Source organism: Streptomyces sp. NPDC048269 (genome assembly GCF_040652395.1).
Taxonomy (GTDB): Bacteria; Actinomycetota; Actinomycetes; order Streptomycetales; family Streptomycetaceae; genus Streptomyces.
In genome coordinates this window covers 1-17,845 of sequence record NZ_JBEZLW010000075.1, presented here as the reverse complement: position 1 = coordinate 17,845, position 17,845 = coordinate 1, and the positions used below count along the sequence as shown (strand labels likewise).

Annotated in this window: 16 protein-coding genes and 6 pseudogenes; 14 read left to right on the top strand and 8 right to left on the bottom strand. The window is 68.0% G+C overall.

Features of this window, described 5'->3' with window-relative positions:
- Window positions 1–825: 825 nt before the first annotated feature.
- Window positions 826–1,059 (top strand): annotated as a pseudogene (locus AB0D48_RS35770) (Rid family hydrolase); the annotation flags it as partial.
- A 12-nt stretch (window positions 1,060–1,071) separates the two neighbouring features.
- Here AB0D48_RS35770 and AB0D48_RS35765 read toward each other — a convergent pair.
- A pseudogene (locus tag AB0D48_RS35765) lies at window positions 1,072–1,173 on the bottom strand (photosystem reaction center subunit H); the annotation flags it as partial.
- 140 nt (window positions 1,174–1,313) lie between these two features.
- Between AB0D48_RS35765 and AB0D48_RS35760 the strand changes: the two are divergent.
- The 6 genes and pseudogenes from AB0D48_RS35760 to AB0D48_RS35735 all read left to right on the top strand — a co-directional run bounded on the left by AB0D48_RS35760 (window position 1,314) and on the right by AB0D48_RS35735 (window position 4,649).
- Window positions 1,314–2,357 carry a YhjD/YihY/BrkB family envelope integrity protein gene (locus AB0D48_RS35760; RefSeq protein ID WP_362406965.1) on the top strand — a complete coding sequence of 348 codons (1,044 nt, stop codon included), beginning with the start codon at window positions 1,314–1,316 and terminating at the stop codon, window positions 2,355–2,357.
- A 39-nt stretch (window positions 2,358–2,396) separates the two neighbouring features.
- Window positions 2,397–2,945, top strand: coding sequence for a phosphatase PAP2 family protein (locus AB0D48_RS35755; RefSeq protein ID WP_362406962.1), 549 nt, complete (start codon window positions 2,397–2,399; stop codon window positions 2,943–2,945).
- Between the two features lie 192 nt (window positions 2,946–3,137).
- Window positions 3,138–3,550 (top strand): annotated as a pseudogene (locus AB0D48_RS35750) (phage holin family protein).
- Window positions 3,547–4,011 carry a DUF3618 domain-containing protein gene (locus AB0D48_RS35745; RefSeq protein ID WP_362406959.1) on the top strand — a complete coding sequence of 155 codons (465 nt, stop codon included), beginning with the start codon at window positions 3,547–3,549 and terminating at the stop codon, window positions 4,009–4,011. The pseudogene AB0D48_RS35750 and the gene AB0D48_RS35745 overlap by 4 nt, the downstream one beginning before the upstream one ends.
- Window positions 4,008–4,274 (top strand): DUF4235 domain-containing protein, encoded by a 267-nt coding sequence (locus AB0D48_RS35740; RefSeq protein ID WP_362406956.1) that lies wholly within the window; start codon window positions 4,008–4,010, stop codon window positions 4,272–4,274. The genes AB0D48_RS35745 and AB0D48_RS35740 overlap by 4 nt, the downstream gene beginning before the upstream one ends.
- Window positions 4,275–4,352: 78 nt before the next feature.
- Window positions 4,353–4,649: a hypothetical protein gene (locus tag AB0D48_RS35735; protein WP_362406953.1), complete on the top strand. Its 297-nt coding sequence runs from the start codon at window positions 4,353–4,355 to the stop codon at window positions 4,647–4,649.
- A 1,187-nt stretch (window positions 4,650–5,836) separates the two neighbouring features.
- On the opposite strand, the gene AB0D48_RS35730 is transcribed toward AB0D48_RS35735, so the two are convergent.
- From AB0D48_RS35730 to AB0D48_RS35720, 3 genes are all read right to left on the bottom strand, one after another.
- The gene (locus tag AB0D48_RS35730; protein WP_362406950.1) at window positions 5,837–6,652 is read right to left on the bottom strand and encodes an AAA family ATPase; all 816 of its coding nucleotides are present in this window, start codon (window positions 6,650–6,652) and stop codon (window positions 5,837–5,839) included.
- A complete protein-coding gene (locus AB0D48_RS35725) occupies window positions 6,649–8,004 on the bottom strand; it encodes a DDE-type integrase/transposase/recombinase (RefSeq protein WP_362406947.1) in 1,356 nt (451 codons plus the stop codon). Before AB0D48_RS35725 ends, AB0D48_RS35730 begins: the two co-directional genes overlap by 4 nt.
- Before the next feature lie 103 nt (window positions 8,005–8,107).
- The gene (locus AB0D48_RS35720; RefSeq protein WP_362406944.1) at window positions 8,108–8,692 is read right to left on the bottom strand and encodes a DUF6431 domain-containing protein; all 585 of its coding nucleotides are present in this window, start codon (window positions 8,690–8,692) and stop codon (window positions 8,108–8,110) included.
- Between the two features lie 244 nt (window positions 8,693–8,936).
- On the opposite strand from AB0D48_RS35720, the gene AB0D48_RS35715 reads away from it, so the two are divergent.
- Complete coding sequence (locus AB0D48_RS35715) at window positions 8,937–9,353, top strand: hypothetical protein (protein WP_362406968.1); 417 nt, start codon at window positions 8,937–8,939, stop codon at window positions 9,351–9,353.
- Between the two features lie 404 nt (window positions 9,354–9,757).
- On the opposite strand, the gene AB0D48_RS35710 is transcribed toward AB0D48_RS35715, so the two are convergent.
- The gene (locus AB0D48_RS35710; protein ID WP_362406941.1) at window positions 9,758–10,000 is read right to left on the bottom strand and encodes a hypothetical protein; all 243 of its coding nucleotides are present in this window, start codon (window positions 9,998–10,000) and stop codon (window positions 9,758–9,760) included.
- A gap of 1,118 nt (window positions 10,001–11,118) precedes the next feature.
- On the opposite strand from AB0D48_RS35710, the gene AB0D48_RS35705 reads away from it, so the two are divergent.
- Window positions 11,119–11,661, top strand: coding sequence for a DUF6882 domain-containing protein (locus AB0D48_RS35705; RefSeq protein WP_362406938.1), 543 nt, complete (start codon window positions 11,119–11,121; stop codon window positions 11,659–11,661).
- A gap of 88 nt (window positions 11,662–11,749) precedes the next feature.
- Here the strand turns inward: AB0D48_RS35705 and AB0D48_RS35700 are convergent.
- Window positions 11,750–11,893 (bottom strand): annotated as a pseudogene (locus AB0D48_RS35700) (ATP-binding protein); the annotation flags it as partial.
- A 382-nt stretch (window positions 11,894–12,275) separates the two neighbouring features.
- On the opposite strand from AB0D48_RS35700, the pseudogene AB0D48_RS35695 reads away from it, so the two are divergent.
- A pseudogene (locus AB0D48_RS35695) lies at window positions 12,276–12,883 on the top strand (HNH endonuclease family protein).
- An 83-nt stretch (window positions 12,884–12,966) separates the two neighbouring features.
- Entirely contained in the window at window positions 12,967–13,317 is a 351-nt protein-coding gene (locus AB0D48_RS35690; protein WP_362406935.1) for a hypothetical protein, read from the top strand.
- A 376-nt stretch (window positions 13,318–13,693) separates the two neighbouring features.
- Here the strand turns inward: AB0D48_RS35690 and AB0D48_RS35685 are convergent, their stop codons facing one another.
- Window positions 13,694–13,900 (bottom strand): hypothetical protein, encoded by a 207-nt coding sequence (locus AB0D48_RS35685; RefSeq protein WP_362406932.1) that lies wholly within the window; start codon window positions 13,898–13,900, stop codon window positions 13,694–13,696.
- A 365-nt stretch (window positions 13,901–14,265) separates the two neighbouring features.
- Here AB0D48_RS35685 and AB0D48_RS35680 point away from each other — a divergent pair.
- From AB0D48_RS35680 to AB0D48_RS35670, 3 genes and pseudogenes are all read left to right on the top strand, one after another.
- Window positions 14,266–14,973, top strand: a pseudogene (locus AB0D48_RS35680) (ISL3 family transposase); the annotation flags it as partial.
- A gap of 94 nt (window positions 14,974–15,067) precedes the next feature.
- Window positions 15,068–15,874, top strand: a complete 807-nt coding sequence (locus AB0D48_RS35675) for a transposase (protein WP_362406929.1) — start codon at window positions 15,068–15,070, stop codon at window positions 15,872–15,874.
- Window positions 15,875–15,929: 55 nt separating this feature from the next.
- Window positions 15,930–16,361 (top strand): DUF4259 domain-containing protein, encoded by a 432-nt coding sequence (locus AB0D48_RS35670; protein WP_362406926.1) that lies wholly within the window; start codon window positions 15,930–15,932, stop codon window positions 16,359–16,361.
- A 463-nt stretch (window positions 16,362–16,824) separates the two neighbouring features.
- Here AB0D48_RS35670 and AB0D48_RS35665 read toward each other — a convergent pair whose 3' ends face one another.
- A complete protein-coding gene (locus AB0D48_RS35665) occupies window positions 16,825–17,466 on the bottom strand; it encodes a response regulator transcription factor (protein WP_362406923.1) in 642 nt (213 codons plus the stop codon).
- Window positions 17,467–17,845 lie beyond the last annotated feature (379 nt).

The window sequence follows — 17,845 nt, the reverse complement described above, 5'->3', positions numbered from 1 at the left end:
ACGGGGCTATCCAAGACGGCTCCGACGCCGTGATCACACCAGCCACAGCAAGATCATCTCACCTGTGACCAGCAGTTACGGGACAACCCTTAGGCGATCTTGCTCTCGCCCAACCCCCCTGGCGAAACTGAACGCAAGCAGCCACTTCTCAGCGGCCGCGACCGTGACACCCTCGTCAAGTCCTCCTGGGCCCGACGCGGACACACACGGAACACCGAGGGCCCCTGTTACCGGCAGGGGCCCTCTTCCACCCACGCTCCGCAACCCCACGACAGCGCTCCGAACAGCCTCCGGAACCCAGCGATCGTACTGACCACACATGCCCCCGGCACGCTCAAAGGCCAAACACGGACGGGTGGCCGAGCCTGGGCCAGTGCGAACACCCAGGGCACACCGGCCGGATGACCGAGCGACGGCGCTGGGCACCGGCCCCCGCCCAGCCACCGACACCCCGGCCACGCCCGGCCCACGGGCCCGTCTGGCGGCCGAGCTGGCCCCGGCCGCCGGGGCCACCGCCCCGGCCGAGCAGTCCGCAGCCGCGCCCGGCCGGCGCCGACTGGGCCCCGGAAGCGCAGCGGTCGGCCACTGACCGGCCATCAACCGCCGAGACCGGAGCCGTCCGGGGTTCGGACAACTGGCTTCGTTGATCTCCAGGAGCAGCGTTTCTCGATGGGTTCCGGAGTCAGTTGGTGATCACCCGGTTCGTGAATGTCGAGCAGAAGTGACGGCGTTGTCGTAGGCCGGCGAGAAAAGGGGAAGGCGGGAGCCAACAGCCGTTGGCAGGATGTCCGCGCTCAACACCTGATGAGAAGGGACCCGACGGCCATGGCTCGTGCCATCACTTTGATCCGCTCCACATCCCTGTCCGACGTTGCCGAGTACGCCTACGCGGCCACGGCGGCCGCCGAGTCACGCTTGATCTTCCTCGCCGGGGCGTGTCCCCTGAACGACGACGGCTCCACGGCAGCGATCGGGGACTACGCAGGCCAGGCAGTGAAAGCCATCGAGAACATGCAGGCTGCTCTCACTGCCTCGGGTGCGTCACTCCAGGACGTCATCAGGGCTGGCCGGTGCGTCGTCGAGGAAGACGTGCTTGGCCTCGCCGATCTTGTTCCCGTCGGTGTCGTAGACCGGGTGGTCCGGGACGGCCGAGATCTGCTCTCGGGTGATCATGTGCGTTCTCCTTCGGGTTCCGGTGGGCGGCACGTTTTGCACTCTTTTGGGCGCCTACCCGCGCGGCCCGGACCACGCGTTCCTCGGCATTGAGAGGGGAGTGGAGGCATGGGCTGCGTTGGTGTGGAAAGCCGCCAGGTATGCCCATCTCACCGAAGCCAGAGCGCGGAGACGACCACGACCGTTTGCACGCGGACCGGGACAACAGTGCGGGTCCGGATGAGCAGGTGGAGGAGCGGGCACCGGACCAGCTCAGCGAACTGCCCAAACGGTCCTGGATGGCGGTGCTGCGCGGCACTTTCAAGGAGTTCAAGGACGACGAGCTCGCCGACCGGGCCGCTGCGCTGACCTACTACGGGGTGCTGGCCCTCTTCCCGGCCCTGCTGGTCTTGGTGTCCTTGCTGGGTATCGCCGGGGAGTCTGCGACCAAGCAGGTCCTGGACAACCTGCAAAAGCTCACCCCTGGCTCGGCGCGTGATGTGATCAGCGGCGCGGTGCAGCAGTTGCAGGGTAATGCCGGTGTGGGCTCGCTCGTGGCGATCGTGGGCCTGGCCGTCGCGGTGTGGTCCGCCTCCGGGTACGTGGCCGCCTTCATCCGTACCTCCAACGCCGTCTACGACATGCCCGAGGGCCGCCCCGTCTGGAAGGTCCTGCCGCTGCGCCTGGGCCTGACCATCGTGCTGATGATCCTCGCCGTCGCCAGCGCGCTGATTGTGATCTTCACCGGCGGCCTGGCCCGGCAGGCAGGCGCCGCCCTGGGGGTCGGTGACACTGCGATGACGGTGTGGTCGATCGCGAAGTGGCCGGTCCTGGTTCTCCTGGTCACGGTCATGATCGCGCTGTTGTACTGGGCTGCTCCGAACGCCAAGGGACGCGGGTTCAAGTGGGTGACCCCGGGCAGTTTCCTGGCGCTGCTGATCTGGATGATCGCCTCGGCAGGCTTCGCGTTCTACGTCGCGAACTTCGCCTCCTACAACAAGACGTACGGCACCCTCGCCGGGGTGATCGTCTTCCTGGTGTGGTTGTGGATCACCAATATCGCGATCCTCCTGGGGCTGGAGTTCGACGCGGAGATGGCCCGCCAGCGGGCGGTCGCCGGCGGACACCCCGAGGACGAGGAGCCCTATGTCCCGCCGCGTGACACGCGGAAGTGGAGTGACGAGGACCGCCGCCGGATGGAGTGATCACGGTCTGAACGGCGGTGGTGGGGGAAGCTGCTGACCATGAGGCTTCTTGCGTCCCTGCGGGCGGGCGAGAACGGGCTGACAAAGCGTATGGCGTCCTGGGATTCGGTCTGGGCGCGTGGCCTGCTGCCGTCGGTGGAGGATGCGGCCGAGCATACGAAGCTGTGGTGGGCTGCCGCCGTCGTCATGGCGGCCGGGGGCGGATGGAGGGGCCGCAGGGCCGCGGTGGCGGGCGTGGCGGGGATGGCGGTGGCGCAGGTGCTCTCCAACGGGGTGGCGAAGCAGCTGGTCGAGCGCCGCAGGCTCCCGAAGGAGTGGTTCCCCCACGAGGACGTCGAGGAGCGGCCCGACAGCTCCTCGTTCCCCTCCGGGCACACCGCCGCGGCCGTCGCGTTCACTGCCGCCGTCGCTCCGAGCTGGCCGTGGGCGGGCGCCGCGTGCGCCGTGCCCACGGTTTTGGTGGCGATCGAGCGGGTGCACAGCGGCGCGCACTACCCCTCCGACGTCGCCGCTGGAGCTGCCATCGGGCTGGCGGCGGCCGCTGCGGTGCGGGCCGCGCCGCGCCTGCTGCTGCGCCACTTCGGGTGAAGCGCCGACCATGTGGCGCGGGTGCCCGGCTGGCTACCGGGTGGGCGCGCCACTGTCAGCAGGTGCACCACCGGGACCAAAACGGGACAGCTGAGCGGCGCGGCGCCGCCCCCGCCATGCGGATGGCGGCCATCGTGCAGACATCGAGGGTTATCCGTTGCGAGCAGCACGAGGAAGGCAAGGTGAAGACTCGTGAGCAGCGCTGATCGGCAAGCCCACGACTCCGAGGAATCGGTGGGTGCGCTGGTGACCCGTGCATCGCAGCAGCTGTCGGAGCTGGTGCGGGAAGAGATGCAGCTGGCCCGGGCGGAGGTGACCGAGAAGGGCAAGCGGTTCGGGTCGGCGGAGGCCTCTTCGGCGGGGCCGGCCTGGTCGGTTTCCTGGCCGCGCAAGCCCTGACGGGCGCCGTTATCGCCGCCGTGGCGCTGCTGCTCCCAGTGTGGGCTGCGGCCCTGGTCGTCGCCGCCGTGCTGGCAGCGGTCGCCGCCGTCATGGCGGTGGCCGGGAAGAAGCAGATCGCGAAGGCCGGCCCGCCCGCGCCGGAGCAGACCATCGACAGCGTCAAGGCCGACGTGGCCGAGATCAAGGAGAAGACCCAGCGATGACCAGCCAGTCCCCCGGCGAAGAGTCAGCGCCCACACCTGAGGAGCTGCGCGAGCAGGTCGAGCACACCCGCGAGGAACTCGGTCAGACCGTCGAGGCGCTGGCTGGCAAGGCCGACGTCAAGGCCAGGGCGCACGAGCAGGCCGCCGCCGTGAAGGAGCAAGCGGCCGGGAAGGCCGCACAGGTCACCGGCCAGATCCGCGACAAGGCGGAGCAGGCCAGGCAGCTGCTGAAGGACAAGACCCCCGACCCGGTCCTCGACAAAGCTGCCCACGCCGCAGCGCAGCTCCGCGAAACTGCGTCCCGTGCCGGACACCTCGCCGCGGACAAGACCCCCGACCCGGTACGGGAGAAGACCGGCCAGCTGGCGGCCACGGCACGCGCGAAGCGCACCCCGCTGCTCGCCGCCGCCGCCTTCCTGGTTGTCTTCCTGCTCGTCCGGCGCAGCCGGAGGCGTCGATGAAGGCATCCAAGATCGCCTACAAGCCGGTCGGTATGGTCCTGGGCGCCGTCAGCGGAATGCTCGCCGGCGTGGCCTTCAAGCAGGTGTGGAAGATGATCGGGAACGAGGAGGACGCGCCCGACGCGACCGACGAAGACCGTAGCTGGCAGGAGATCCTCTTCGCCGCAGCCCTCCAAGGGGCGATCTTCGCCCTCGTCAAGGCCGCCGTCGACCGGGCAGGCGCAACCGCTACCAGACGCCTGACGGGCACCTGGCCCGGCTGACCTGACCGAGGCGGCGCCCGCCGCAAAGACCGGCGCCCGACCGCCCTCGTCGCCTGCCTGAATTCGTGGGAGGAAACCGTGGCTGCGCATCCAGCACTGCATGCCCTCTCCGCTGCCGCGCTCACCGCGGCCATCCTCGCGGCCCGATGGTGGGCGACACGCTCGGCCCGCGACGCCCGGTACAGCGCCAGCACCGCGCGACCAGGGCGCCGTGCAGCACCGGCAACCACCCGCGCCGACGCCGCGCACGAACGTGTGGCCGAGCTGCACCCCGAGCTCCTCGACCCGGCACTGCGCGACACCGACGCCCTCCTCGACCAGTACTGGAGCAAGCTCGCCTCCCTCTACCCGAACCGTGACGGCCAGCGCCACTAGCGCAGATCAAGGCACAGCCGATGTCAAAACGGTCACCCGCCCGCCACATCGACCGGCCCGCGTGTTGGACCGGCATGAAGCAGAGAACCGTTTCACCTCCGCAGCGGTCCGGATCCTCCAGCCCCCGGGAGGGGTTCGGGAGGGTGAACGACACGCCGAGGCCGGCGAGACCGTGGAGAAGGCCGAACCCCCCGCCGAGCCCACCGGCGTCGTCGACCTCATGGAGGCTGCGCGCCAACGTCGAGCGCGCCGGAAGCCCGAAGACGACGGGCGGAAAGGCCACGGCCTCCGGGAAGACCACGGCCGGGAAGAAGCTGGCCGCGAAGAAGCGGATCCGCTCAGGACCTGAGCGGCCTGTCGAAGGCAGACCTCTACAAGAAGGCGGCAGCCGCCAACATCCCCGGCCGCTCGAACATGACTCGCGACGACCTAATGAATGCACTGTCCCGAACATGACCCGGGAAGGTCACGACGAGCACGGCCTGCCCGCCTCTGCACAGCGCGATGAAGCGTCGAAAACAGACGGAAAGGCTTGCCGCGCTCCGCGCGAGCGGTCACCTCATGGTGGACGGCGTTCCTCTTCCAAGGTCCGGAACGCCCTCACCTGAATCCGCCAGAGCACTGGCCGTGCCGCAGGCGGGCGGATCATCGCCCGGCCACAGGCCGAGCAGGTCGAGCAACCGCGCGAGGTCGGCGCGATCGATGGCACGGTCGGCGACCGCCCGTCGCGCGGCGTCCCGGTCCACGGACCCCACCGGTGACAGCAGGGTCGATACCTCCGCGGAGGAGAAGGGGTCTTTCATGGCGTGATGCCACCACAGGCCACATCACCTGGCAGGGTGTACTGCTCCAACCGGCCTTGACCCGGCTCCGCAAGCGGGAGGCGGCAAAGCGGCAGCAGGGGGTCCGTTGGCCGTGGATTGTCTGTTCTCCCATCCTCCATCCATGATCCCCTTGATCCCTTGAGGACCACGGGGGGAAGCAATAGACAAGGCGCGGCTGTTCCAGGACGGGCTCGTAGGTGCGAGGGTCTATGCCCACGAGATTGCTGATGAGCCCTGGTGGTGTTGAGCGACGCTGAAGATGAGCATGAAGGCGACGTGCTGGTTGTCGATGGGATGGGATGAAACGACCCCGGCGGCCGTCAGGCCGCCGGGGTCGTCGTGAACACGGTGTCGGCTTCGTGCTCACTCTGTCGCGTGGGTCTCGGTGATGGCGGCGCGGGTGGAGGACTCGTCGACGATGCCTTTCTCTTCGGTGAAGGCGGCGATGAGTGACTGCCAGGCGATGTTGTTTACCGATCGGGGCAGGCCGCGGCTGGTGAGGTGGATGAGCTCGACGGCGTCGTCGGAGAACAGGGTGTCCTCGCGTCCGGCGATCGTGAGGTGGTGCTTGATGTAGCTGGCGGTCTCCTCCTTCGTCATCGTGGGCATCTGGTAGCTGATCGAGATCCGCTGGTCCAGGGCCGCCAGGACGCCGTGCTTCATGCGTTTGCGCAGGGTGGGCTGGCCGATCAGCAACACCGCGAACGGCGTCGTGGAGTCCATGTCGTAGTTGGTGAGCATCCGGATTGCGTCCAGCTCCTGGTGGTCGAGCAGGTGCGACTCGTCGATCACCACGGCCGGCGTCCTTCCCCGCTCGTCGACCTCCGCAGCCAGAGCGGCGGACGCCTGAGTGGCGAGAGCGGCCAGGTGGAACTTGGGCGTCCCGCCCAGGCTGGTGACGATCCGGTCATAGAGGCCGCGCATGCCGACCTTGGGGTTCGGCTGGTAGATCACCGTGAACCGGGCCGGATCGAGTGAAGCGACGGCCCCTTTGAGGGCGACCGTTTTGCCGGATCCGACCTCGCCGGTGACCACGCCGATCGCCCGGTTGTTGATGCACCACGCGATGCGGGCGGCGGCCTCCCGGTGGGAGTGGTGTTGGTGGAGCATGGAAGGGGCCAGGTTGCGGCCGAAGGGGACACGGGTGAAACCGAAGTACCCCTGAACGCGGTCGATCATCGAGCTCCCCGCCCGTCGTCCATCAGGGACGAGTAGTTGATGCCCTTCGCGGTGTTCGCCGTGTGCGTCTCGTCGAGGATCTTCAGGTAGTCGATTCCAGTCGGCGGGGCCGACTCCGGAGGTGTCTCCGGCCTCGCCTTCGGATGGGTGTGCCGGCCCACCCGGTGCGGGACCGCCTTGCCCGCCGCCTTCCCCGAGGTCCTCACCTCGATCTCGGTCAGGTCGAACGGGTCGAAGACCAGCTCGACCTTCATCCCGGCCAGCATCGGGTCGACCTCGTAGCTGTTGCTGTGCAGGCTGACCGTCGCGGTCTTCGTCACGGTCCGGAACTCCGACCACAGAAACGCCTCCCGAAGATCAGCGGGGCTGGGCAGCGGCAGCGGCCGGGGAATCGAACCCAGCCACCGTTCAATCGGAGGCTGCCCCGTCTCCGAGTGCACCGTGCGGTGATAAACCGTCTCCACCCACGCGGTGAAAAGCCTGTTCAACTCTGCGAGATGCTCAATCTGACCGACACGTTCGTGATCGAGCTCGACCAGGAACTGATCACGGACGGTGTGGAAGAACCGTTCGATTTTCCCTCGGCCCTGAGGCCGTCCCGGCTTGGAATGGGTGAGGCGGATGGCCAGCGACGCGCATGCTCGCAGGAGCCACGTGTCCACGAACTCCGACCCGTTGTCGACGTAGATCGACTCCGGGACCCCACGGGCAGACAGCGCCGGCCGCAGGGCGGCTGCCAGGCGGACGGTGTCCTCGGCGAACCCGAACCGGTGGCCCACGATCGCCCGGCTGTGATCGTCGATGAACGCGAACAGATACGTCTTGCGGCCGCAGATCTTCGGTCCGTGGAGGGCGTCGCCGGTCCACAGCTCGTTGCCGCGGGTGGCCTCGAACCGGCCGAACACGCTCTTCTCGCCGCTGGCGCCGGTCAGGCCGGCGTCCGCGAAGTGCCGCTGCAGCGTCCGGTCGGTCGGCGACCACCCCTGTGTCGTCCGCAGGATCCGTTGGATCTGCGCGGCCGTGCGGGCGGGGTTCTCCTTCTTCAACGCGGCCGCCAGGTCCAGCACCTCCACCGGGGTCCGCGGGGTCACCTGCCGCTGGGCCGGCACCAGCGCGGGAAACCCGCCCGCACGGTAGTGGCGGGCCCAGCGGTCCAGCGTGCCGCGGGTCACCTTGACCTGCCGGCCGAACGGGTCGGTGTGCTCCTTCGCGGCCAGTTCGCGGGCGAGTTTCCCGCGCTGGCGTGTCGTGATTTTCGTGTCGATCAGGTCCTGGATCAGGCCGTAGCGGAACAGGCCCACCTGCCGGGCCCGCTCCGCCCGGCGACGGTCCTCGTCCTCACTCGGTGACATAGGCAACCCACCTCGCGTCTCGAACAGAGCCCGCCGCTTCACCGGCGGACACGATCAAGACTTCCGGCACCCTCCGATCCCGCCCAGGGGCGGCCTGTGTTGATCAAATAGGAGAAGAAGACGAGGTCAGCAGCCTGCCGCCTATCGCCCGGCCAGCGAACTCCCACCGCGACACCGTGAGCATCCCAGGCCACTTCGTTGAGGCCGCCCGATGGGCGGCCGCGACTGCCGAGACGGCATCAGCGAACGTCGAAGGCGCCGCATCTGGCATCACCGGGTCGTCCGCGAGCGCGACCAGAGCCACGGTGAAGTGTCGGCGTACTGCCTCCGCCCGTCCGGCGAACGCCCGCAGCCACCCACGGACCGTGCCCTCAGCCAGGCCCAAGTGGGCGGCGACCTGGCGGTGCCCCATGCCCAGAGCGGCAATCTCCAGTCCGGCCCCGATCACGACGGCCGCACCCGCCCGCCGCGGCCAGAACACCTCCGCCAAGAGCACGTGGGTGACCTTGCAGCCCGAGCAGCGCGTACGGCGCGGCCGCAGAAGCAGCCCTGCACCCAGATCGCCCCGGATCGACCGCGGCCGGCCGTGACCCCACGGCGCGAGAACCGCCCCACAGGCCGGACAAGTCAGCCGGCCCTGCCGAAGCTGACGCTCCACCAACAGCCCGTCCGAGTCGACAACCAGCACCGACACCTCCACCTGACCTGCAACGATCAGCCGGAACCTCTCCAAACGGACCACCGGTCATGCGCGATTCGCCCGATCACCTGTCTGCCTTGTTTGGTTTGCTGTGCTCCCACGGACCAGGGCGAGACATAATCCGCTTCGTCTGGATGGTGCGAGCTTGGACAATGGAAGAGCTGGAAGTAGCGACTCTCCAAGATCGAAGCAGGTTGCTGAGCCAATGACTCAAACGCCATCCACCGTGCAGATGGTCACCTTTGCGGCCTGGCGGGACGACGCCCTTCACCCGGGACGCCCGGCTGATCGCCGCTATGTCACCCTGGCCGAGCTTCTGATCCGACTGGGAAGTAACGGACTCGGGCTGACATGGAAAGCCCAGATGTTCGACGAGCAGCCGCACCCGGCGTTCGCTCAGATGATGAAGGCTTCAGCAGGCACCGGAATCCCCACCCTTGAGCTGCTGGCCATGGACGCGCCCTATCTGCAGGCGGTCAATGGAGACTTCGAGGGCTATGCGGGCAACGAACTCGTACTGACCCTGCGGGAGTTCGACAGTTCCAGCTGGGATGTCCGCACGGCCGACGCGTGGGTGCTGAGTGAGATCCAACGGCGTTACCCCGACGCCAGGCCAATGACCTCAGACGAATGGGACTCCACGAACTGATTCTCTGAGGATGGAGCCACGCAGCCGTCGGCCCCGTCTGCCAGCTATGCCTGAGTTCTTCGTGCTCACGGTGTCGTCGCATACGAAGCAACCATCAGAGTCCAGACACCGACACGGCCTGTGCACAACAAGAGTGTCGCCGTCACCCCTCTGCATCACCACGCAGAGTGTCGTCTAACAGGTGGCGCCGTGAGAAGGTCCCGCTGGTCTGTCTGCTCTGCACGACACCGGTGGTGTCGCAGCGGGCCCCGGTGGGCCGCGCCCGCAGGAACGCACTGTTCCGGCTGGCGGCAGGCCGAACCCACGAGGATGACTGCCCTCTCAACCCGACCGAGGTCCAGCAGAAGATTGCGCGTGGCTCCCAGGGCGTTGCCGTCATCAGCGGAGATGAGCTGCACCTCTTGCTACCCGGAGACTTGACCCAGATCGATATTCCGACCGGTGTCGACGACGACTCTGCTGCGGCCGGCGGCCACATCGGGGTGGACATCGCCACGGTACGGCCGCTGCTGCCCCCACTGATCAACAGTGCAGTGGTCATCGCCCGCTTCCTGCAGAAGCACGATTTCGACCCCGCGGTGGTCGACCGGTTCAAGGTGCGCCGCCCGGGCAAGAACACGGCGGTGGCCTGGAGCGAGTTCTGCCACGGCCCGTCACCCGACGACCATGCCGCGCTGTACAGGGGCCTGACCACCGGTCCCAAGCCCACCCATCCTGTCGCCCTGTACGGCCGCGTCACCTCCATCAGCAACGACAGCCGCCACACGCCCGTCCTGCGCCTCGCCGAAGCGAACGGCTTCACCGTACGCATCCGCTCCGACCACCCCAGCCTTCTCGCACCGCTCACCGTCGGCGACTACGTCCTGGCTGTCGGCCCCTGGAAGGTCTGGACCCCGGACCGGGGCAGGCCAGAACTGCAGATGTTCGCCGAAGAACACTGGCAGCTCGCCCACTGGACCTGCGACGACACCGCCGGCCACAGCGGCCCACCCACCTGCCCGCCACCGCTCTCCGCCGACCAGCGCACCCTGCGCCAGGTCCGGACAGCGGCAGCAGCACCCAAACCCGCGCCGGGACCGACGAACATCACCGCCTCGCCGCCCAGCCGCACCTCCGCGGCTCCCCGGCCGCTGCCGACCACTTTCCCCCCGGCCCCGGTTGTCGTGTGCGGCGGGGAAGACGCTTTTGGCCCATGCCTCTTGTTCATTAACGCGCTTGCTGCCCGCCTCCATATTGATCATGAAGATCGTGAGGGCCGGGCAGTCCGGGGTATGCCAGACCTCGCCGGGTCCGATCCCTATTCGGGTGTTGCCGGCGTCCGGCCAGGCGTGGCAGTCGGTGCAGTCGGTGCGTTCCGTCTCCGGCTTGTCGTTCATCGCGGAGCTCCCTTCGAGTGGAGGCCGAGCCTGCCATCCCGATCAGCTGGGCTGGTGAGCAGGGGTTTCCTCTTCGCAGCACCTCCCTGGAGAAGCCCAGCTGCCGAGCCACTCTCAGCCCGCTGCCGACGCCTCTCGGTCAGGGCAACGCGCGCCGCGTTCCGGCACAGGCTCCTCTTTCAGGAAGTGGCGCAGATCGGTCATCCCGCGCTCCAGCGTGTCCCAGTCGGAGGTGTACGAGGGTGCGTAGCGGTCGAGTTCTATCCCTGTGGACGTTCACGTAATTCCGCAGGCTTCCGTTCACGTAATTCCCCACCTGGTCGGCTGGCGTGGTGCCTGGGCATGAGGGGGCCGTTGGGTGGTCGGCGGCCTCTGGCAGACTTCGTGGCATGGGATTGTTCAAGCGGGTCGGCAAGCCGGAGAGCCCTGCTCAGGGAGTGGATCCGGCCGACCTGAGCACGTTGCTGGTGCAGGGCGAAGACATCATCGACCAGCTGGCTCGGGCGCACGTGTCCTGGGGGCTGGGCTCGGCGGACCGCTGGGGCCTGGACCAGAAGACCGGCCTCATCACGTGGACGTTCCCTGACAAGACCGCGACGGCGCCCGCGCAGATCCTGGCCAGCTTCAGTCCCTCGTCGGGTTCGTGGCTGTGGGCCTGGGCGAACGAGAGCATCCTTCCGGAGATGAGTCGCGACGCCCGGAGGGTTCGGGACTGGGCAGAAGCCCATGGTCACCATGCTCTGGCCCAACCGAAGGTCGACGCCGACGAGCAGGCGGCGGCAACCCTCGCGGCTCTGGCCGTCCGGATCACCAGGGCGACCGGCTTCTATCGCGGCCCGGGAGGTAACTCCGTCGTGATCATCACGTTCGGGCCGGTGACCTTGACCGCTGCGGATGGCAGCACGTCGACCTTCAACATCAATATCGATTAGCGGAACCGGCAGCGCGGTGCCCTGACGGATCGGTCCCTGGCTTTCAGCATGGCAGGCACCGATCCCGGTGATTTGTGGGCAGACCTCCCTATGGGGTCGTCTTTCCGTTCTTGTCGGCGGGGCTCTTGGCCCGCTTGTTCGGGCGGTAGCTGGGGCCGTTCATGATGACCTGATGGCTGGTTTTGATCAGCCGGTCCAGAAGCGACTCGGCGACGACCGGGTTCGGGAAGAGGGGGGTGAACTCCACCTCGGTGCCGCCGCAGCCCGCCGCGATGTCCAGCAGCCGATCCCGCTCCAGCTCCTCGACCGCCAGGCCCTAGCGCAGCTTGGTCGCGGTCCACTCCGCGCCGTATCGGCACAGCAACTCTTCCGAGCCCGACGGTGGCAGTCGCGCGGCGGAGCGCCGGTGACTATCCGAACTCGAACGTAGTGAAATTTGGCGGGATCTGGCGTTCCGCCCGCAGCAGCCAGCGCCCAGGCCATGCGGTCAACCTGCGTCGACGCCACGGGGCAGGAGTGCCGTTTCTCCGGTGAACCGGGCCTCGCCAATCGGGTGACACCACCCCACGGCCCGTATCCGGCAGGAACGTTGCGCGGCTACAACCGTGCCCGTGATGATCACCGTGATGCGTACGGCGGCCGCTCTGGCCCTGGCCGTACTCCCCGTTTCCCTGCCCACCACCGCCCACGCCGCCCCGGCCGTGCCCGAGGTCCTCCCCATCGGTGTCGCGGTCTCCGCGCTCCAAGTTGCCGACGAATCGCGCACCGGCTACCAGCGCGACGCCTTCCGGCACTGGAACACCGGCGACAATCCCACCGAGCGAGGTGCGCGCTGAGCGGCGGCAGCTGGTTCTCCTACTACGACGAGCAGACCGTCACCGTGGCAGGTTCTCTCGACATCGACCACATGGTGCCCCTGGCCGAGGCCTGGGACTCGGGCGCCAGTGCGTGGACCGCGGCGCGGCGTGAGGCGTATGCCAACGACCAGGGCCAGGCCAGCTCGCTGGTCGCGGTGACCGCGCGCTCCAACCAGTCCAAGGCCGACCAGGACCCCGCCGAATGGCTTCCGCCGTCGGCGGACGCCCTGTGCCGCTACGCCTCCGAGTGGACCGCGACCAAGCTCCGGTGGCAGCTGGCCGTCGATCCCGCCGAGCAGGACCGCCTCTACGAACTCGCCGCCGGCTGCGGCGGCGACACCGTCACCTACACCCCCGCCCCCTGAAGGAGAGCCGCCAAGAGCGCTGCCTGACCGCGTTCGCAGTGCGGCACCCGGCCCGCACGAACAAGTCTGTCTGAGGAGAGAACATGTTGGGAATCGCCAAGGCTATGGCCTCGGCTGCCGTCAGTTGTGTACTTGCGGCTGGTCTTGTCGTCGCGGCCGGTACACCGGCCAGCGCCGACCGGTGCCCGTCGAGCAGGTCACCGAAGATCGACGGCGCTCACGCGCAGTGGACTCTCGCGTGCGACATGGGCGACGTGAAAATCTACGGATGGGTCGACGACACCCGCAGGGACGGTAAGTGCGCCGTCGTCCGCATCCGTCCGGCCGCGGGCGAGACCCGCGAGTTCCAGGCGTGCGGGTCCGGCACCCGCGAGACATTCAGCGTGACCTACGACGACCAGAACGTCGCCGAAGTGACGCTACGCCTGCGCTGACATCCGCTGCCCCAGACACCCGAGCGCCTCCCGGGCGCTCGGGTACAGCAGCACCGTGCTGGCGCGGCACGCGCGTACTACGTCGACCCCACCTGGACCGTGTGGGAGGGCATGCCCGGCGTCGAGAGCGTGCGGGACCACCTTCGGACCATCAAGAGTCAAAACGTCTCCGGCCGCCGACGCTCTCTTATGCGCCCTCATGCCGATACAGGTGCACCAACGCGCAGTAGGTGATCGGCGGCCGCCACCGTTCTTACATAGAGGAAGCGCCTGCCATCCCGATCGGCTGGCGGCCAGCGGTCGACGGTGGCCCCGGGTCCGCTCCGTCCCGGAGGGGTCAGCGCTCGGCGTGGAGCACCTCGCCGTGGTCCTTCGTTCAGGTGCGCAGGCGGCGCCGGATGCCGTCCGTCTCGGCCGACAAGGTGATGGTCACGTCGTCCGAGCCGTGGGTTCCGATGAAGCCGCGGAACCGCTTCACCGCAGACGCCTCGGCTTCCCAGGTCCCCTCGACCTTCGGTCCGCCGAGGGTGAAGGTCATCGACACGTGGAAGCGGACCGCCAGCTGCGGCGGTGTGCGCAGCATGGTGTCGTCTACCGTCCGTGGGTGGCCTCGAAGATCTCTACAGCCGTGGCTCCGCACTGCACGAGATCCCGCTGCCGCTGCTCGGCGGAGGTCCGGTCGTAGTGGACGGCTTCCCTGTAGAACTCGCGTGTTCAAGCCCTTCTGAGGGGGTACACGTTGTTCACGTGGGATCTTGCTTGGGTTCCGGATAGATGGGGCCCGTTGCCCGTCGAGGGTGTCCTCGGTGGCTTTATTCACGGGTTGTGGCTCTGGCTCAGGTTCTGTGATCCGTGCACTGTGAGTGACGGGTGAGGTCGTCTGGGCACCTTAGGAAGTTGCCTGGAAACGGCCAGTGGCTGGTGCGGTGTGGCTGACAGTTCGGGTCCGTGGAAGAACTCGTACTCCGGTTGAAGGAACTGTTACTGCCGTCCGTCGGCGATGTCGTGGTGCTGTCGGTGGACGTGAACATCGCGATAGTGCGTGTTGACGTGTGTTGCACTGCGGCGGGTGCCAAGTGCCCGGCGTGCGGAACGTGGTCGAGTCGTGTTCACGGCTCCTACCTGCGTTTTCCCGCCGATGCTCCCAGCGCAGGACGGAGCGTCGTACTGCGGCTGCGAGTCCGGCGGTTCACCTGCCGGAACGCCGAGTGCGGGCGGCGTACGTTCGTGGAACAGATATCGGGGCTGACCCGGAGACATGGGCAGCGGACCGAGCGGCTGCGGTCGACGCTGACCGCGGTCGGCCTAGCACTCGCGGGCCGGGCCGGCGCCCGCCTGACGGGTGCCCTCGGGGTTAAGGTCAGCCGCAGCACGGTGTTGCGGCTGGTCGACGCACTGGCCGAGCCGGACGTTCCGGCACCGCGGGTGGTCGGAGTCGACGAGTACGCCACCCGCAAGGGCCGCCACTACGGCACCGTCCTCGTCGACGTCGAAACTCGTCGCCCGGTCGACCTGCTGCCCAACCGGGAGGCCGCGACTCTGGCTGCGTGGCTGGCCCAGGGGCCCAGGATCGAGGTCGTCTGCCGAGACCGGGCCCCGTTTTTCGCCGAGGGCGCCACCATCGGAGCGCCCCAGGCCGTTCAGGTCGCGGATCGGTGGCACTTGTGGCACAACCTCAGCGAGGCCGCGGAGCGAAGCGTCGCCCAGCACCGTGGCTGCCTGCGGATCCTTGTCCCCGAGACGACGACGGATGCCCAAGAAGCACGAACCGATACCCGAGGAGGAGGCGACAGGGTCGCCTTGGCCTACCGGCCACCGGTTCGCCGAACGAACCCGAGCCCGCCACGCTGCCATCCATGCCCTGCTGGACGCCGGCCACAGCCGGCGCTCAATCCAACGCCAGCTCGGGATGACCTGGCGAACCGTCCAGCGCTTCGCCGACGCCACCGCCCCGGAGGAACTGTTCACCGGCCAGTGGCAGAACCGGACATCCGTCCTCGACGAGTACAAGATCTACCTCGACGAGCGCTGGGATGAGGGCCATACCAACGCGTGGAAGCTCTGGGAGGAGATTGTGCCGCTCGGCTACAAGGGCAGCTACCAGCGTGTTCGTGCCTACATACGCAAGAAGCGCATCTCCCCACGAGCTGTGACCGCTCGCCCGCCCTCGCCCCGCACGGTCGCCGGATGGATCCTGCGGCGGCCGAACTCCCTCACCGAGACGGAACAGCTCCAGCTCAAGAGTGTCCGGGCCAACTGCCCCGAACTCGACGCCCTCACCCGGCACGTCCGCACCTTCGCGACCATGCTCACCGAACGCCAGGGCCAGCATCTGCCTGACTGGCTCGACGCGGTCAGACAAGACGACCTGCCCAGCCTTCACACCCTCGCCAACGGAATCGACCGCGACCGCGACGCCGTCATTGCCGGCCTCACACTGCCCTGGAACTCGGGCGTCGTCGAAGGCCACGTCAACCGGATCAAGATGCTCAAGCGCCAAATGTTCGGCCGCGCCGGCTTCGCTCTCCTGCGCAAACGAGTCCTGCTCGCTCCATGACCGTGTTGTCGGTGGCTGATGCGAGGATCCGGCATTGCTACGAGAGGAGATCATCATGGGCACCTGGGACATCGGCCCCTTCGATAACGACACCGCCGCCGACTTCGGCGGAGACCTGGACGAGGCGGCCATGGAAGAACGCGAGTCCATGATTCGCCGCGTGCTCGAACGCGCCGCCGCCCCTGCCGACCACCTGGACGCCCCGGACGCCGAACGAGCAGTTGCCGCCGCAGCCCTGGTGGCCGCACAGCACCCTGATGGCGAGGCTGCGTGCTCGAACTACGGCCCGTCGGAGCCGTTGCCGGAGCTGCCGGAAGACCTTCGAATGCTCGCCGTCGACGCCTTGGAGCAAGTGATCGCTGAGCTGTCTGAGCTCGCCGAGCTGTGGGGCGAGGCCGTAGATGGGCCGAAATGGCGCCAAGACATCACCCGCCTCCGCGATGTCCTCGACCCTCCGATCCCGCCACAAGAGGAGGCCCTCTTCTAGATCTAACCGGTGACTCACAGTCACAGACCACAAAACCTGAGCCAGAGCCCGTTCTCGCGTCTGCACCACACCGAACCCGGAAGTCCCTCACCCGTTCAAGACGCCTCAGCCGAGACCTCCATCACCCGTCCACAACCTCCCGGGGCAATACATCTAGCGCGCCGGACTGGGGCCGTGGACATGGCCTGTAGCCGCGACTCACCCGGCTGGGCGCGCGGGTTCACCGAAGAAACGGCACCTCACTGGTGCACCCCACCCGGCCCGCACGCCCGTCGCACACCGGCGAATATTCACGCGCACGCCGCGCCGCGCCGCGCCGGACGGTTGCATCCCCGAGTCGCCTCCGCCCTCGCCGCCGCGCAGACCGGGCAGGGGCCGGCCGTCACCGCGGGACGCCGGACGGATGAGCGGCGGCCGGGTGTCTGTGAGCGTCGCAGGGGGCCAGTCCGGCCGCCTGCGGCAATCATTCCCGTCCGACGATCCCGGCTTCCCAGGCGAGGACCGCGGCCTGGATCCGATGCTCCAGTCCAAGTCGTTGGAGCAGGCGCGAGACGTGTTTCTTCACACTGGTGATGGACAGACGGCACTCATCGGCGATCCGCTGGTTGGTGTGCCCGCCACCGATGAGGGCCAGCATCTGCCGCTCCGTGTCCGTGAGGTTGCCGATCCTCTCCAGCAGATCATGGGAGCCCGTGGAAGGACGGCCTCGAGTCAGCGTCTGCATGATCTTCGAGTCGAGGACGTTGCCGCCGGCAGTCACGATCCGCACCGCGTGAGCCAGCTCGTCAGGACTGCAGTCCTGCACGACGAAGCCCGAGGCTCCGGCGCGAAGCACGTCAAGGACCCTCCCGTCCGGGCTGGAGGTGGTCACCGCGAGCACCCTCGGAGGGAGGCCGAGCCCCAACAGCTGACGGGTGGCCTCGACCGCACCTTGGCCGGGAAGGGACACATCCATGATCACGACATCGGGCCGATACTCCTTGGCGGCTTTGACGGCCTGCACAGCATCAGCCGCTTCACCCACAACCGCCATCGCGTCGACGGCCTCCAGTACCGGCCGCAGGCCGGACCGGTCATGACTTTCGACGATCAAGACGCGACTCACGCGCTTTCCTTTCATCCCGGCGTTGCGACGCCGCTGCGAGTTGGCGCCGTGACCAGTACCCCCCGCGGCACCCGGCATACCCGGACTGGACCGACTACAACGCCCCCGGCCCAACCGACTCGCTCAGCCCAGCGACCGGGTGTGGCTGAACAGCACAGCCGGCTCCGGCCTGCTGTGCCCATCAGATTTCGATACGCCTTCGGCGCGACTCGTCCCGGGTGCCCGGGGTCGCCTGAGCTGACACATCGGGGCTAGGGGGTGTCTTCAAAGGGTTCTGATGGGGAATCATGTGTCGCATGGTGCGTCGTCATGAACTGTCGGATCTGGAGTGGGAAGCGTTGTCCGCGCTGTTGCCGCGGTCGTCGTCGGGGCGGCCGCG

Excerpts from the sequence above, each read along its gene's own strand:
- AB0D48_RS35725 (WP_362406947.1), bottom strand. The coding sequence starts at position 8,004 with ATGTCACCGAGTGAGGACGAGGACCGTCGCCGGGCGGAGCGGGCCCGG.
- AB0D48_RS35690 (WP_362406935.1), top strand. The coding sequence starts at position 12,967 with ATGTTGGGAATCGCCAAGGCTATGGCCTCGGCTGCCGTCAGTTGTGTA.
- AB0D48_RS35730 (WP_362406950.1), bottom strand. The coding sequence starts at position 6,652 with ATGATCGACCGCGTTCAGGGGTACTTCGGTTTCACCCGTGTCCCCTTC.
- AB0D48_RS35755 (WP_362406962.1), top strand. The coding sequence starts at position 2,397 with ATGAGGCTTCTTGCGTCCCTGCGGGCGGGCGAGAACGGGCTGACAAAG.
- AB0D48_RS35685 (WP_362406932.1), bottom strand. The coding sequence starts at position 13,900 with ATGCTGCGCACACCGCCGCAGCTGGCGGTCCGCTTCCACGTGTCGATG.
- AB0D48_RS35740 (WP_362406956.1), top strand. The coding sequence starts at position 4,008 with ATGAAGGCATCCAAGATCGCCTACAAGCCGGTCGGTATGGTCCTGGGC.
- AB0D48_RS35705 (WP_362406938.1), top strand. The coding sequence starts at position 11,119 with ATGGGATTGTTCAAGCGGGTCGGCAAGCCGGAGAGCCCTGCTCAGGGA.
- AB0D48_RS35760 (WP_362406965.1), top strand. The coding sequence starts at position 1,314 with ATGCCCATCTCACCGAAGCCAGAGCGCGGAGACGACCACGACCGTTTG.
- AB0D48_RS35675 (WP_362406929.1), top strand. The coding sequence starts at position 15,068 with ATGCCCAAGAAGCACGAACCGATACCCGAGGAGGAGGCGACAGGGTCG.
- AB0D48_RS35715 (WP_362406968.1), top strand. The coding sequence starts at position 8,937 with ATGGTCACCTTTGCGGCCTGGCGGGACGACGCCCTTCACCCGGGACGC.
- AB0D48_RS35670 (WP_362406926.1), top strand. The coding sequence starts at position 15,930 with ATGGGCACCTGGGACATCGGCCCCTTCGATAACGACACCGCCGCCGAC.
- AB0D48_RS35745 (WP_362406959.1), top strand. The coding sequence starts at position 3,547 with ATGACCAGCCAGTCCCCCGGCGAAGAGTCAGCGCCCACACCTGAGGAG.